The following is a 15,053-nucleotide window of genomic DNA, read 5'->3' on the forward strand; positions in this document are numbered from 1 at the left end:
GAATGGATTTTTGCATAATAGCGACCCGGAAGCGCAAAAATCTACCACAGACTGCAAGTTTTCAGCATTCTGTGGTAGATTTTCGCATATTTGTTCGCCCACCATCCAAATGGTGCCTTATTAGGCTTTGTCGAACGCCTCCAGGATGTTTTGGGCAGCCAACGTCGGGGTGGTGGAACCTTTGCGGAGGGCTCGTTCCATGTCTTGGCTCACTACTTGAACACCGGGATCGTTTTCGAGACGCATGCGGATAGTTTCATGGACCATCGACCAAGTCCATCCCACTTGTTGGTCGCGTCGTCGCCTGTCGAACTCCCCCGCCTCCACCATGGTTTTGTGGTGGTTTTGGACATGATGCCAAAAGGTGTCCACACCAGTGCCTTCGACAGCTGACATGGTGATTGTTGGTGGATGCCAGAGTTCATCGGGGCTGCGAACCATGCGGAGTGCAGAAGCGAGGTCGCGGGCTGCTCGTTTTGCTGGTTTTTCGTTGGGGCCGTCGGCTTTGTTGATGGCCACCAACTCTGCCATTTCTAAGACACCTTTTTTGATGCCTTGGAGTTGGTCGCCAGCGCCGGACAGCGCCAGGAAGGTGAAGATATCCACCATGTGCGATACGGCGACTTCGCTTTGGCCGACGCCGACGGTTTCGACGATGATGATGTCGTAACCTGCAGCTTCGAAAACCACCATGGCTTCACGCGTTGCTTTGGCCACACCGCCAAGTGTTCCGGCAGAAGGTGACGGCCTGATGAAGGCGTTTTCTGCGTTGGAAAGCTTGGACATGCGGGTTTTATCGCCAAGGATCGAGCCGCGAGTTTTGGTCGAGGACGGGTCGATCGCTACTACTGCCACCTTGTGTCCCTGTTCAATCAGGTGCAGGCCGAAGGCTTCGATGAAGGTTGATTTACCAACACCGGGGACTCCTGTGATGCCGATGCGCAGGGCGTTTCCAGAATGCGGCAGCAGCTTGACCAGGAGTTCTTGGGCCAAGGCGCGATGGGCTGGCGCAGTGGATTCCAACAGGGTTATGGCACGCGCCATGAGGGTGCGGTCGTGTTGGAGGACGGCGTCGTAAAGCAATTGGACGTCGATGCGCTGCCTGGCGCGCTTGAGCGCCTCCGGAGCCACTGCGGTGCTGCGCCCTAAATCAGTGCCTCCGGTGGTGGTGAGGGTACCTAGGTTGTCTTCTAGGAAACCGTGATCACTCATTCACATCCACATCCAGGTCAAAGCCCAGGTGTGCGGCGAGTCGGGTGATCAGATCGATCGCCGACTCCGCGATGACGGTTCCTGGAGGGTAAATCGCGGCGGCACCCATATCGTAGAGATCCTGGAAATCGCCCGGCGGAATGACGCCGCCCACGGTGACCAGAATGTCATCGCGGCCAAGAGCTGCAAGTTCTTTCTTCAGCTCGGGCAGCAAGGTGAGGTGGCCTGCTGCCAGCGAAGACATACCCACCACGTGAACATCGGCGTCCACGGCGGCGCGGGCAGCTTCGGCTGGAGTTTGAAACAGCGGTCCAACATCCACGTCCATGCCCAGGTCAGCATAGGCAGACGCGACAACCTTCTGTCCACGGTCATGTCCATCCTGGCCCATCTTGGCAATAAAGATACGTGGGCGGCGGCCTTCCTCAGCCTCAAAGGCGTCAGCCAGGGCGATCGCGCGTTCGACGTTGCTCACTGTGCCTTCCTTTCCAACCTCATCCTTGTACACGCCAGACAGCGTCCTGATTTCTGCTTCGTGGCGGCCAAAGACAACTTCCAAAGCATCGGAGATCTCTCCAATGGTAGCTTTTGCGCGCGCAGCATCGACGGCAAGTTTGAGCAGGTTCTGATCCAAATCCCCTGGCTCTTTATGCTCGTTGCGGGCAGCAGCTGTCAACGCATCCAGCGCAGCCTTGACTTCCGCATCGTTGCGCTCTGCTTTCAGTTGCGCGAGTTTAGCCAACTGTTCTGCGCGAACCTTGGTGTTGTCAACCTTGAGGACTTCAATTTCCTCATCTTCTTCCGCCACGTAGCGATTCACGCCGATCAGCGCCTGGCGGCCGGAATCAATGCGAGCCTGGGTGCGTGCCGCTGATTCCTCAATGCGCAGCTTAGGAATTCCCTGCGCGGTGGCCTGCGCCATTCCGCCGGCTTCCTCCACCTCATCGATGTGCTTGCGCGCGCGGTTAGCCAGCTCATTGGTCAACCACTCCACGTAATAGGAGCCCGCCCATGGATCAACTGGACGCACCGTGCCAGATTCCTGCTGCAGCAACAGCTGGGTGTTTCGGGCGATACGAGCAGAGAAATCGGTGGGCAGCGCCAACGCCTCATCAAGTGCATTGGTGTGCAGCGACTGGGTGTGGCCCTGGGTTGCAGCCATCGCCTCAATCGCGGTGCGGGCGACGTTGTTGTACACATCCTGCGCGGTCAACGACCAACCAGAGGTCTGCGAGTGCGTGCGCAGCGACTGGGACTTGGCGTTTTTCGGATCGAATTTTGCCACCAACTCGCTCCACAGCAGTCGTCCCGCACGCAGCTTTGCGATCTCCATGAAGGTGTACATAGAAATACCCCAGAAGAAGGACAGACGAGGCGCGAACTTATCCACGTCAAGGCCTACCTCTTTACCTGCACGGATGTATTCAATACCATCCGCCAGAGTGTAGGCCAGCTCCAAATCGGCAGTCGCTCCCGCTTCCTGGATGTGATAGCCAGAAATCGAAATGGAGTTAAAACGTGGCATCTTCAAGGAGGTGTACTCAAAGATGTTGGAAATGATGCGCATCGACGGCTTCGGCGGATAAATATAGGTGTTGCGCACCATAAATTCTTTCAAGATGTCATTCTGGATCGTGCCCGCAAGCTGCTCCGGACCCACACCTTGTTCCTCAGCCGCCACGATATAGAACGCAAGAATCGGCAGCACAGCGCCATTCATGGTCATCGACACCGACACGCTGGACAAATCAATGCCATCAAACAGCTGACGCATATCCAAAATCGAATCAATCGCCACGCCGGCCATACCCACATCGCCGACCACGCGCTCATTATCCGAGTCATAACCGCGGTGGGTCGCTAGATCGAACGCAACCGACAAACCTTTTTGACCCGCAGCAAGGTTCCTCCGATAAAACGCATTGGATTCCGCGGCGGTTGAAAAGCCTGCGTACTGGCGAATCGTCCACGGCTGATTGGTGTACATAGTTGGGTACGGCCCGCGCATAAATGGCTTTTGACCTGGCAAAGAATCCACCGGATGTCCCGCCGCTTGCGCCTCGTCGCGGTCAGCCTGCGTGAATACGCGCTTGACATCAATGCCTTCGGGAGTGTTCCACACCTTGCCGGCGTCAACGTTGTGTGACTCCGATGCACGTGTCTCAGCAGTCAATGGGATGTCTGAAAAATTAGGGATCGACGTCATGATTTAAGCTCCCAAAGCATCTAGCAGGTCAGCCAGCGTCGCCGCGGCATCAATTGTCATGTTCAAATAACCATCGGGCGCATGCGCGCTGCCCTCAAAGCTCTTCGGCGCGCCAGCAAGCAGGATGCGCTCAACGCCCGCTTCGCGGAGCTTTTCGACGGCTCCCTCCCCCGTTTCGGCATACTCTTGGTCCGTTCCACACACCACTACAATGCCTGCGGCCTGTGCAGCTTCTGCAAAAGCGTCAGTGCCGGGAACAAGTTGACCCGGGTTGATTGCTTCAATGCCACCGGAAGCCAACAGGTTGGAAGTAAAACCAGTGCGAATATTGTGCTTGGACAACGGTCCCAGAGGAATCATCGTGATCTGTGGCCTCGCGCCGTTCTTTTCCAAGAAAGCATCCGAACGATTGCGCAGCGCTTCAAAATCCGCTGCCCATCGACGCACACCTGCAGGTTCTACCCGACGATCAGCTGGCAGCGGAGACTCCGCCAAGTTCGGGAACTCATTAATTCCAGTGAGCTTCTTCTTTCTCGACGCCACATCAGCGCGAGTCTGCTCCCACGTCTGATCAAGCATGGCAGTCACCGTGCCGGATGCACAAGCTGCACTGTATCCGCCCTCAGCTTCGATGCCACTGAACACAGCCCACGCCTTCTCCGCTAGATCATCGGTGAAGCTCTCCACGAAATATGATCCACCAGCAGGATCAACCACGTGACCAAGATGTGACTCTTCTAGCAACAACAAATTAGTATTGCGCGCGATGCGGTGAGCGAAATTCCTCGACACTCCAGGAACTCCATCTGGGATCGCATCATCAAAAGTACGAACCTCCACATCGGTTGCTCCACCGACGCCTGCAGCGAAAGCTGCAACAGTACTGCGCAGCATATTCACCCACGGATCACGCTGGCTAAACATCGCTCGTGCAGTCACCGCATGCTGTGGTGCTACGGCCAGCTCTGGAAAACCAAGCACCTCACACACCCTGGCCCACAGACGTCGAGCCACACGCAGCTTAGAAATCTGCGCGAACTGCTCATCGGTGACCGCAAAACGGAACGCCACCTGCTTAAGTGCAGCTTCCGTGGAAAGGCCTGCATCGACCAAGCGACGGACATAATCCACACCGGCGGCGATACTTAGACCAATTTCTTGAGCATCCGACGCGCCCTGGTTGGAAAAACTGGAACCATCCACCAAGATAGCGCGCACATTCGCACGCTTGGAAGCATTCACTGCCAACTGAACTGCTTCTTCAATGGTGTCACTGTGCGAACCATCAACCTGCGCCGTCAAAGGACGAGAACCCAAGGTCAACGCAGCAAAAAACGTTCCGGCTTCCTCCGCCAACGTATACAACGCCGCTGCAACCTCTGACGTGGATCCACCCGCATGAATCAGCAACGGAGCCATGTTGAGATACACGCCTTCGAGAGCAACTTTAAGATCAGCTGCCGTGAATTCCTCAGAGAACTCAAAACCCAATGTGGTGGTGCCAGAATTCAGAGCATTCAGCACCGCAGCGTTGATATTCTTCGGGCTGTCATGTCCGAAAGTCTCAGTAACACCCCAACCAACGCGTTCACCATCAACAGTGGTTCCCCTAGTGAAGGGAAACTCACCAGGAACCTCAGTGAATTTCCTCTGGGACTCATCTGCTCTGGTGTACAGCGGATTGATATCAACACCATCCGGTGTAGTGACGATGAGTTTCTTCCACACATCTACGGCAATGTCGCCGATGTCTTTTTTCTGTGTGCGCGCGAAAACACCGGCCACAGCCTTGTACCAAGTTTCGAGGTTCTCTGAAAGTTCCTCGGGCACCGCAGTCTTTGTGAGATCAGTCAACGTAGACTTACTTTCTCTTGCTTATGGATAGCTATTGGATTGCTTTTGTGTAGGGAGTTCACAAGCTTGTAAAGCCTTCACCTGTGTTTACCTACGAAAATTGCCGAACTTAATACCCTTCTGCGAACAGCTGAGCAGGGATCGGCACTAGCTTCTACTACGATAACGAGAACTTTGTTTCAATACATTCAAAATGGCGGAATATTTTGATCACGGGGGTGCAACTGTATGGTGTTTTCTATGCATGACAAAGGTGAGACCCAGGAGAATCCTGCGGACATGTCAGGACGCCTAAACACACCAATTTCCACGGTCTTTCACTTCTTTAGCTCACTTTTCCATGACGCTCTGCGCAGTGTTGCCCAGTGGAGTGCGTGGAAGAAAATCGCTGTATCGGTTGTCATCGTCGCAATTATTTCCGTAACTTTTCTTGTCGATGTCCCCCCGATTTCGGTTTATCGTGACTGGGCAAACAACGCCGGCGACGCTTTTGTCTTAGTTTTTTGCGCCTTTTATATCCTCATTACTCAGTTCCCTATCCCCCGCACAGTTCTCACACTGGCCTCCGGCGTGCTGTTCGGGCCGGTTCTTGGATCAGTCGTGGCGCTGGGTTCCACCACAGTGTCAGCGGTAATCTCGCTCCTCATTGTTCGGGGTCTGCTTGGCGATTGGATGGCGCCACGTTTAACGCACCCCGCAGTCTCACGCATCAATACCCGACTTGAGCAACGTGGATGGCTGGCGATTACCTCTTTAAGAATGATCGCCGCTATCCCCTTTTCCATCCTCAACTATGTTGCAGCCTTGACTAGCGTTCCTGTTTTTTCTTTTGCCATCGCTACCTTGATCGGATCTGCACCAGGAACCATCGTCACCGTCGTTTTGGGAGATGCAGTCACAGGTTCTGGAAACTGGACTGCCGTTGCATTCACGGTATTTTTAGCGATTTTGGGTGTTTTAGGTATCTTTTTAGATCAAAAGATGCCAGTCAAGCCTGGAAAGTAGACAATATAAGGTAGGGTTGGAGAAGATTCTTTACTTCTTCACTCATTCGCCCTGACAGCGAATCCACTACAATAAACAAAGGGGGCAGCCACCCATGTGGGCACTGCATGCCAGATACCGCGGCCGAGACACACGACGAGCCGAATTGGTTAAAAGATTTGCAGAAGCTTTGTCCACCCTCGAAGGTGCTGGCCAGTTTGAAGTCATTGGTGTCGAAGACATCCGAGCACACATCACCTCACCGTTAACCACATGTGATGTTGTCATGGCGCTACTCGCAGCTGGCGATTGGGCAATCGGAATTGGTGTTATCCCCACCGTTGACGGAACAGTCGATGAATCGGATGAGGCCATCATCGAACAGGTAAAGAAAATTTCCTCTGATGCTCTGCGCCCCACCGCCAAGGCGGGAACGGTCAAAGTTAGGATCGCCGGAACCAAACGGGACAATACTCAAGCCTTCAACATCTCCGCTGCATTCACGTTGATTGGGCAAGTTCTGTCAAAGCGCACCATCGAAGGACGCGAAGCCACCGCACTCGTCCGTTCTGGACTGAATCAAAATGAGGCAGCCCAAGAGCTCGGTATTTCCAAGCAGGCAATGTCGCAGCGATTGCAGGCGGCAGGTTGGCAGGCGGAATCTGCTGGTTGGCAATTGGCCGTAAACCTCATCGAGCAGGCTGGCAAGCGCTAGCAGGCGATTTAAGAGCCTGAGTTTGTGAGATGAGCATGAGAGTATGGGTCGACTCATTTCAGGCGTTGAGAAGCGAATCTGAGAGGTTGAAATTCCCAAGCTCTGTGGCGGTTTTTCTCACGCCATGTGGCAGACCTCACCAGGTGACCGAAAATCGATCGACTGGCCAGTCTTCGGTCATATAGGACGGTTTTTAGAAACTACACCAGCCAGATCGACTCGAACGAGCGGGATTTTAGGCCTGTTCTTCATCAACATGGTTGTTTAGACACAAATAAGGCGGGAAACATCTAGTGTTTCCCGCCTTTTCTTATGCCTGATTAGTTTCCGTAAGGATTCTCTCGGTGTTGGTCGGAGTAATCTTCAGGGTTTGCCTGTGGTGCAGGGAATTCTTGGGCGAAGTTTGCGGTAGGAGGTGCTGCCTCAACCTCAGGTTGTGTAGTGGTTCCGTTTTGCAAAGCCTCCAATACTGCTTCAGGTTCAACGCGTCGTGCGGTCTTCTTGGAAAGGATCTCACCGGGTTCTGGATCGACTGGCTTGTTGGCCACGGCGTTTGCTGCGGCGACTGCTGCTGCGATTTCAGGGTCTGATTCGGTGGAGAACCAGTCTTCCACGTTGTCGGCGTTTGCGATGTCGCGGGTTTCTTCATCCACGGTGTTTGGTTCGTAGCGGAAGACACCTTCTGCATCCTTTGCGCCGAACTGCTTCGCAAAACCTTCCAGAGAATCGGAGAACTGGCTTGGGATGACCCACATCTTGGAGGCGTTGCCCTCTGCGATCTTAGGAAGCTTTTCGAGGTATTGATAAGCAAGAACCTCTGGGGTCAACTTGGCAGACTTGATTGCTGCGTTGACCTTTTGGATTGCTCGGGCTTCACCCTGCGCCTGGAGGTAGCGTGCTGCGCGTTCACCTTCGGCGCGCAGGATCATCGCTTGGCGTTCTGCTTCTGCGTTCAGGATGGATGCGTGCTTTTCACCCTCAGCTTGGAGGATCTTGGCTTGCTTTTCACCTTCGGCAGTTTTGATGTCGGCTTCGCGCTGACCTTCTGCGGTCAAAATGGTGGCGCGCTTTTCACGGTCTGCCTTCATCTGCTTTTCCATCGATTGCTGGATGGATGGTGGCGGATCAATTGCCTTTAGTTCCACACGGCTGATGCGCAGGCCCCATTTGGTGGTTGCTGCATCGAGCTCGCCACGGAGGCGGCGGTTGATCACGTCACGTGAAGTGAGGGTTTCTTCCAGGGTCATGCCACCGACAACGTCTCGAAGTGTTGCTACAGAAATCTGCTCCACACCGACGATGTAGTTGTCCACGCCGTAGATGGCGCGCTCTGGTTCGTTGATTTGGAAGGTCACCACGATATCGATGGCCACGGTCAGGTTGTCTTGGGTAATAACAGCCTGCGGTGGGAATGAGACCACGCGCTCACGGGTGTCGATCCTTGCGCGTACTCGGTCCACGAATGGAACCAGCAGGGTCAGGCCACCTGAAACGGTGCGGGTGTAGCTACCAAGGCGTTCAATGACGGCGGCTTCACCCTGGGGAATCAGGGCTATGGACTTGATCACCACGACGGCGACAAAGACCAGGAAAACTATGGCGAGGATTAGTCCTGTCATCGTTACTCCAGTTTTAGTTGGGAATGGCCAGTACTATTTGATTGTTAAAAATTTAGGCTTCTTTCCATACAATCGCGGTCGTGCCTTGGATATCAATGACACTGACAATTTCACCTTCCGCGAAGGTGTGTGTGGGATCCATGCTGCGGGCGGACCAAATTGAACCATCCAGGCGGACCTGCCCGCTGGTCGCTCCGACATCTTCGAGCACTTCAGCACGGTGGCCAACAAGTGCTCGTGGTGAAGAGTCCAGAACCTTTGGTTTCAGCAGACGCTTTCTAATGGCCGGCCTAATGAACATCAGTAGAGCAGCTGAGGCCACCGCGAAGGTGACAAATTCAGCCCATACTGGGACACCGATGAGTGCCACGCCGGCGGTTGCCAAAGCTGCACCGCCGAGCATCAATAAGGTGAACTCACCTACTGCCAATTCCAAGCCAGCAAGAACCAATGCTCCGATAAACCAAATTATTGCTCCCACGCAGGCCACCCTACATAATTTGGAAGGGCCAGGCAGGGCTCGCCACGCAAAAACACACCCGAAAAATCAGGCGAGGACGTCCTCTTTACTCAAATCGAGGTTGGTCACAAAATCCACCAAACGTTCCACTGCCCCAATTAGGGTGTAGTCCAAATCGCGGAAGGAATTCACGGCGTTATACACACGGTGCCAGCCTTCTTTGGGGTCTGACCAGCCAACTCGTTTGCAGATGCCGGTTTTCCAATCCTCCCCGTATGGCACCTCAGGCCACGCCTTAAGCCCCAAACGCTCTGGTTTCACAGCAGCCCAAATATCGATGTAGGGGTGGCCGGTGACAGCGACATCCGCGGGTAGTGATTTAGTCATCCGAGTTTCTTTAGATCCCTCAACAAGGTGATCAGCGAGCACTCCGATGCGTCGTCCAGGCCCAGGCTGAAATTCCGCGAGACGTTCCTCCAGGTTGTCTAGACCTTCCAGGTACTCCACCACGACGCCCTCAACGCGAAGGTCGTGTCCCCACACTTTCTCCACGATGGCGGCGTCATGGATGCCTTCTACCCAGATGCGTGACGGCGCCGCGACCTTTGCTTGCGCGTTTTCTACACGCCTGGAACCAGAATTAGATTTACGTGGTGCTTGTTTTTCCACGAAACGGGTGAGGTTAACGATCTGCCCATCAATCATGAACGCACCCTTGCGCAGCTTGTACAGCGCATCGCGTCCGCGGCGGTCCTCGAGACGCACAAAATCACCATCGTAGGTGCGTTCAAAACCGGTCACAGCGCCGACGAAGCCATCTCCACGAACTTCCACCACAAGGCCTGGTTTTGCGGGCACATCGGGATACTCCGGCTGCTTGTTGCGGGAGTGTCCACCAAAAATATTGCCTGCATAGGGGTCTGAAAAACTCATAGCTCACCACCCTAGTCAAAGCACTGCACTACACTTCCCTAACACTATGGAAATTCGAGCAAACGTTTATTCACCGCTTCAAAATACTGCCGTCTGGCTAGGTGCGTGGCTCTATGAATTAGTGCCCACCGAAGATGTCATCGATGCGTTCGTCGATCTCGGCGGCCCGCACACCTTCGGCGACGGCGGGCTGCTCGATATGCTGCGAACTTTAAAAGAATTAACAAGCACGCTTATCGACGCCCCCTTCCACGGTCCGATTTTAACTCTCGCACTCAGCGGCCCAGGCCAAGTGCCGGCGTTGCCGGCAGGTTCACGCGCTGCGGTCTTGGCCTCCGCCTCGAAGGAGGGGGCGTTGGTGCTGGGCGGCGTCGATAAGCAGCATTCTTGGGCGCTTATTCCTACGCGCGGTAAGGATGCCACTGAGTGGAATTTGGTGGAGGTGGAGGGCTTTTTGCCGGCGATTGCGACTGTCTCGCCCGGTGAGGCGGATCAGCTGCTCCGTCAGGCGACAGATCAGGCGGCAAATATCATTGAGTTAAGTGGCTACGCTTCACTTGCGCCGAAATCTTTGAAGAATCCGCGACTAACCGTGGGCATGCTGTCAGATTTTTACGACACCCCGGGGCTTCCCTATGCAGTCCCAGAGAGGTCGGCGAAGCTTTTTGCGCGCGCAGATCGCGTGGCTGCCATCGCAGAGACCGTGCAGGAAACCATCGGCGATCACAGCCTGGATCCACAGTTGATTTTCCTGTGGAGCCATATTCGGACCGCGCGCATGGCTGGGGTGAGTTATGCCCTCGCAGAGTTTGCGAGGGACTATCACTCCTAGTTGGCAGCTGGCGCCGCTGAGCGAGCGTTGGGGTTCACCCGCGCGGTTTTATGCTTGGCGGTACCACAGCAGCCGTCGCCACACGGTGCGCCGTTGACGGAACTTCCGCGTGCTGGCAGCTTTCCAAGGCGCTCGATAACGCGCTTGAGCTCTGCCTCCTCGATGAGATCAACCACAAGGGCTGCGAATTCATCGGTGGGGCCAACGGTAGCGACACGCTCGACCACCATGTTGCGCTTCTCGGCTTCTTCCATCAGCTCGGAATCAAGATCCCAAATGACTTCCATATGATCAGAAATAAAGCCTACAGGGCAGACAACGAGCGCTTTTTGACCCTTCTCGTTGAGCTCCACTGCGTGATCCACGATGTCAGGCTCCAGCCACGGAGTGTGCGGGCTACCCGAGCGGGACTGCCACACCACATCAAAATCTGACACACCAACAGCCTCAGCAATCAGTGCTGACGCTTCCTTGACCTGTGTGGAATACAAGGAGCCATCCTCAGGGGTTCCCGCAGCATTGTCCGCAGTCAGTGGAATGGAGTGCGCGGTGAAGACCAGACGCGCCTCATCTCGCAGCTCATCGGGAAGCTTCGCGTAGGAATCCTGAACCAATTGAGCCATGGTGGAGACAAAACGAGGGTGATCGTAGAACTGACGCAGCTTGGTGAACGTGATCGACTGCCCCTGAGACTCCAGGTGCTTGATCATGCCCTGAATATCTTCCTGGTACTGCCGACAACCGGAGTAGCCACCCCAAGCGGAAGTTGCCAACACCAGCGCGTTTTTCACGCCGTCATCAGCCATTTGTTCAGCGGCCTCATTATCAAACGGCTTCCAGTTGCGGTTACCAAAATAAACAGGCAGCTTGTGATCGCGAGACGCCAATTCTTTTTCCACATTGGCGATAATTTCCCTGTTCAGCGCATTGATGGGGCTGATACCACCGAAGTGGTGGTAATGAACCGCCACTTCATCTAGACGTTCCGGCGGAATCCCCCTTCCGTGAGTGACATTCTCCAAAAACGGACGAACCTCCTCGTGCCCTTCGGGACCACCGAAGGAGAGCACAAGGAGGGCGTCAAATGCATCCGATGTGCGTTCATTCATATGAGGATCGTACCAACTTTTGGTTGATATTGCATAAAAACGCATGAACCACATCAAGATTCATAGGAGGAAACTAAATGAGGCGTACCACGCTCTCGGTCATTCCGCTCCAGCGAACAGGAGAAATCTTCACGACAGAACCCGAATTCGGAGCCTCAATCATCTGACCATCACCGAGGTAAATTGCCACGTGCTGAGACGCTCCCGGACCATAGAAGATCAGATCGCCACGTTGCATCTCAGAAGGCGACACCTTGGTGCCGTGCTGGTACTGGTAGCCCGTGTAGTGAGGAAGTGAAATTCCCACACCCGCAAACGCATACAAGGTCAGTCCAGAGCAGTCGAAGCCAACCTTGTTGTAATCGCCGTAAGAGTCCGCCACGCCACCGTCACGGATACCCAGAGTTGGGCCATTAGCGTTACCGCCACCCCATGCGTACTGCACACCCAACTGGCTCATGGCGCGCGCAATCACAGTCTCAATCTGAGCGGAACGATCGCCGGAAATAACCTCTGAAGAATCGTTGCCGGAGGAATCTGAATCTGAAGAGTCAGAGCCTGTGGAATCGTTGCCTGTGGAATCGTTGTCGCTGGAGTTGCTCTGGGAATCTCCAGACTCACCCGTACCTGGCTGCGTTGGGCCTTGGATGTCCGCAATATCGGTCGGATCCGCGTCTTCATCAGTTGGGTAAGGATTTTGAGTAGTGGCATGGCTGGACTGGCTCGCCGCAATTAGAGCAGCCGCAGCGATGGAGGCTGCGGTGAGCGCCTGTTCACGCAGTGCCTGAGCTTGGGCATCGTTGGCCGCCTGAGCGTCAGCCTCACGTTGCGCCTGTTCCGCTGCTGCTTGAGCCTCTGCAGCACGCTGTTGCGCGGCGGCACGATCATTCGCTTCTGCCTGAGCTTGCGCGGCTTGTGCAGCTTGGGTTTCCGCAGCTTGCGCGGCTTGGGCTTGTGCTGTCTCAGCTGCTTGCGCGGCTTGGGCTTCCTCCGCCGCCTGAGCTTGCTGGGCAGCTTCTTGAGCTTCAGCGGCTGCCTGTGCAGCAGCCTCATCGGCACGACGCTTCTCCTCCGCAGCAGCCTGAGCTTCCGCTTCCGCCTGGATGCGAGCCTGCTCTGCCTGCTGGAATTCCTCGTACTCAGCACGCTGACCTTGCAGATTATCCGCCTGCGCACGAGCGATGGCCAAGTTGCGCTCAGCCCCATCACGCTGGGCAACCAAGGTACTGCGATTGTTAGTCAAGACATTGAGCTGCTCGCTGTTTGCGGCAATTGCAGCCTCGGTCTGGACTTGCTTTTCGACGGCTTCCGCCTCACGCTGCTCAGCAACGATGCGGGCCTGGCGCAACACCGATTCCTTGTTGGCGTTTTCCGTACGGAGGCGATCAAGCTCTTCAACAGCTGCCTGCTGCTTTTCCGCACTGGTTCGCAGGTAAGTCTGACGATCTAGCGCATCTTCAGAATTTCCATTGCCCGAGATGCCTGAAAGCCCCTTGGAGGTTCCGTTTTGGCGATACGCTGCACGTGAAATCTCATCAAGGCGCTCTTGGGCTGCTTCGATCTGCGCTTGAGAATCATCGAGATCCTTCTTGGCTGCAAGTGCATCTTGGCGGGCCTGCTCGGCGATTGCCTGCGCATCATGCAAATCCACGAGGGACTTGTTCACTTCTTCACGCAGAGCACCCATTTCCAGCTCGACGCGGTTAATTTCCGCGTCAGTGCTGGACAAAGATCCTGCCAGGCGGGCGACTTCCCCATCGCCCGCCGAAACATTTTCCTCTGCCTGTGCAATGGCTGCGTCATCCGGATTCTGTGGCTGCGCCACCGCCGGAGTCATGGAACTAAGCAAAGCTCCGCTTACTGCAAGCGCAATCAACGCCCTGGTCAACGTGACACCTTTTACCTGGGTATGGGTACGTCGAAGAGCTGCCCGCACCCCAGGGCGAACTGAATCTAGATTGGCCACATGTTCTCCTGTTCAATCCGAATCCCTTCACATATCAAGCCTTGACGCTAGATACTTGCCAAGAATTGAAACGTAAAGACTCCGCGTTCCGTAGCGGAAACTATGGGCCACTCTCCTCTTCATTGCACCAACCATTCACCGATTTATTGCATCTCCAGCAAGCTTCCCCGTTTGCCCAAATGCCCATCAGTAAAAAGAGTGGAAGTTTCAAGGTTTAACGCTTGATAACTACTGTTACTCAAATTGATTCAAGTTTTGGAAAACAACCCATGAGTCGATATCTGAACATTAAGTCACCTTGGTAACTTTTGATACATCTTTCACAACAGTTACATAACAAAAGGCCAGAGCGTGCAAGGTTTTGCATGTTCTGGCCTGCATGAATGGCTGAGTCATGAAATTTTGTGATGTTTATCACTTTGTGGCACAAAGTATGTGAATTTTCCGCAATTTGGGAATTTTCTCGACACCTACCGAAAGTGCTATAAGTAAAGCTTTAGAACTTTACTTATAAAGATATTGCTTTTCGACGCACAGACGCACCCGCAACAACCACGGCGATTGCCAAAGCAACCAACCCCCAAATCAGCAATTGACCCCAATCAATATTCCCCACCGTCGATTCCGTTACATCCTGTACCAAAAGCTCCGTTCCCAGCACGTAATCAGTGGTCCCAAGCAAATCATGCTGCCCTGACTCAAGCGCCGCCCTCGAATGAACATCACTCACCACCGCAGCCGACATTGGAGCCCGCACCACAACGGTGTCCAGATCCGTTTGAATCAACAGCTCCTGCGCAATATCCCTCAGGTTGGAAGTCATCACTGGAGTTTCATCAAGAATCACGACCCCTAAAGATCCAAAATCTGATTCCTTTGCATCTGTCACAACATTAATAAGGTCTTTTTCCAAAGTCGGAAACTGGTTGCCTGTGTGCTCCCCCATTGCCACGGCATCATCACCAAGCTCCGAAGCGAGCTGCTTGAGATCAATATTTTCTGGAATCATCTAAAAACCTTCATTAGTGTCGGGCTCACGAAAGAGCGGGAACCGACTTTACTCAATAAGCAATGGGGGTGAGTAAGGGGGTGATAGAAAGTCACATCACGCACGTACCCATTTCGAGCAAATCCGACAAAACCGCTGCCTAGGGACATTAGAC

General features: G+C 54.4%; 12 protein-coding genes. 3 read left to right on the forward strand and 9 right to left on the reverse strand.

Annotation, left to right across the window (positions count from 1 at the left end; translation table 11 throughout):
• Window positions 1–120: 120 nt before the first annotated feature.
• The 3 genes from meaB to CGL_RS07670 are packed head-to-tail and all read right to left on the reverse strand — an operon-like array spanning window position 121 to window position 5,272.
• Window positions 121–1,212, reverse strand: coding sequence for a methylmalonyl Co-A mutase-associated GTPase MeaB (meaB, locus tag CGL_RS07660; RefSeq protein WP_011014426.1), 1,092 nt, complete (start codon window positions 1,210–1,212; stop codon window positions 121–123).
• Window positions 1,205–3,418 (reverse strand): methylmalonyl-CoA mutase, encoded by a 2,214-nt coding sequence (gene scpA / locus CGL_RS07665; protein WP_011014427.1) that lies wholly within the window; start codon window positions 3,416–3,418, stop codon window positions 1,205–1,207. Before scpA ends, meaB begins: the two co-directional genes overlap by 8 nt.
• Before the next feature lie 3 nt (window positions 3,419–3,421).
• Complete coding sequence (locus CGL_RS07670; RefSeq protein ID WP_011014428.1) at window positions 3,422–5,272, reverse strand: methylmalonyl-CoA mutase family protein; 1,851 nt, start codon at window positions 5,270–5,272, stop codon at window positions 3,422–3,424.
• 240 nt (window positions 5,273–5,512) lie between these two features.
• On the opposite strand from CGL_RS07670, the gene CGL_RS07675 reads away from it, so the two are divergent.
• Window positions 5,513–6,277, forward strand: a complete 765-nt coding sequence (locus CGL_RS07675) for a TVP38/TMEM64 family protein (RefSeq protein WP_172820730.1) — start codon at window positions 5,513–5,515, stop codon at window positions 6,275–6,277.
• A gap of 94 nt (window positions 6,278–6,371) precedes the next feature.
• A complete protein-coding gene (locus tag CGL_RS07680; protein WP_011014430.1) occupies window positions 6,372–6,971 on the forward strand; it encodes a hypothetical protein in 600 nt (199 codons plus the stop codon).
• A 320-nt stretch (window positions 6,972–7,291) separates the two neighbouring features.
• Here the strand turns inward: CGL_RS07680 and CGL_RS07685 are convergent, their stop codons facing one another.
• The 3 genes from CGL_RS07685 to CGL_RS07695 form a co-directional block, all read right to left on the reverse strand.
• Window positions 7,292–8,590 carry an SPFH domain-containing protein gene (locus CGL_RS07685; protein WP_011014431.1) on the reverse strand — a complete coding sequence of 433 codons (1,299 nt, stop codon included), beginning with the start codon at window positions 8,588–8,590 and terminating at the stop codon, window positions 7,292–7,294.
• Between the two features lie 52 nt (window positions 8,591–8,642).
• Entirely contained in the window at window positions 8,643–9,071 is a 429-nt protein-coding gene (locus tag CGL_RS07690; RefSeq protein ID WP_003862316.1) for an NfeD family protein, read from the reverse strand.
• Window positions 9,072–9,137: 66 nt separating this feature from the next.
• Window positions 9,138–9,983, reverse strand: a complete 846-nt coding sequence (locus CGL_RS07695; RefSeq protein WP_011014432.1) for a DUF3097 domain-containing protein — start codon at window positions 9,981–9,983, stop codon at window positions 9,138–9,140.
• Between the two features lie 46 nt (window positions 9,984–10,029).
• Between CGL_RS07695 and CGL_RS07700 the strand changes: the two genes are divergently transcribed.
• Window positions 10,030–10,815, forward strand: a complete 786-nt coding sequence (locus CGL_RS07700; protein WP_011014433.1) for a hypothetical protein — start codon at window positions 10,030–10,032, stop codon at window positions 10,813–10,815.
• Here CGL_RS07700 and CGL_RS07705 read toward each other — a convergent pair.
• The 3 genes from CGL_RS07705 to CGL_RS07715 all read right to left on the reverse strand — a co-directional run bounded on the left by CGL_RS07705 (window position 10,812) and on the right by CGL_RS07715 (window position 14,899).
• Entirely contained in the window at window positions 10,812–11,924 is a 1,113-nt protein-coding gene (locus tag CGL_RS07705) for a ferrochelatase (protein ID WP_011014434.1), read from the reverse strand. The two genes, CGL_RS07700 and CGL_RS07705, sit on opposite strands and share 4 nt — an antisense overlap.
• Window positions 11,925–11,997: 73 nt before the next feature.
• Window positions 11,998–13,890, reverse strand: coding sequence for a DIP1281 family NlpC/P60 protein (locus CGL_RS07710; RefSeq protein WP_020948581.1), 1,893 nt, complete (start codon window positions 13,888–13,890; stop codon window positions 11,998–12,000).
• A 508-nt stretch (window positions 13,891–14,398) separates the two neighbouring features.
• Window positions 14,399–14,899: a DUF6676 family protein gene (locus tag CGL_RS07715; RefSeq protein ID WP_011014436.1), complete on the reverse strand. Its 501-nt coding sequence runs from the start codon at window positions 14,897–14,899 to the stop codon at window positions 14,399–14,401.
• Window positions 14,900–15,053: the final 154 nt, after the last annotated feature.

The organism is Corynebacterium glutamicum ATCC 13032 (assembly GCF_000011325.1).
Taxonomy (GTDB): domain Bacteria; phylum Actinomycetota; class Actinomycetes; order Mycobacteriales; family Mycobacteriaceae; genus Corynebacterium; species Corynebacterium glutamicum.

Excerpts from the sequence above, each read along its gene's own strand:
- meaB (WP_011014426.1), bottom strand. The coding sequence starts at position 1,212 with ATGAGTGATCACGGTTTCCTAGAAGACAACCTAGGTACCCTCACCACC.
- scpA (WP_011014427.1), bottom strand. The coding sequence starts at position 3,418 with ATGACGTCGATCCCTAATTTTTCAGACATCCCATTGACTGCTGAGACA.
- CGL_RS07675 (WP_172820730.1), top strand. The coding sequence starts at position 5,513 with ATGCATGACAAAGGTGAGACCCAGGAGAATCCTGCGGACATGTCAGGA.
- CGL_RS07680 (WP_011014430.1), top strand. The coding sequence starts at position 6,372 with ATGTGGGCACTGCATGCCAGATACCGCGGCCGAGACACACGACGAGCC.
- CGL_RS07685 (WP_011014431.1), bottom strand. The coding sequence starts at position 8,590 with ATGACAGGACTAATCCTCGCCATAGTTTTCCTGGTCTTTGTCGCCGTC.
- CGL_RS07695 (WP_011014432.1), bottom strand. The coding sequence starts at position 9,983 with ATGAGTTTTTCAGACCCCTATGCAGGCAATATTTTTGGTGGACACTCC.
- CGL_RS07700 (WP_011014433.1), top strand. The coding sequence starts at position 10,030 with ATGGAAATTCGAGCAAACGTTTATTCACCGCTTCAAAATACTGCCGTC.
- CGL_RS07705 (WP_011014434.1), bottom strand. The coding sequence starts at position 11,924 with ATGAATGAACGCACATCGGATGCATTTGACGCCCTCCTTGTGCTCTCC.
- CGL_RS07715 (WP_011014436.1), bottom strand. The coding sequence starts at position 14,899 with ATGATTCCAGAAAATATTGATCTCAAGCAGCTCGCTTCGGAGCTTGGT.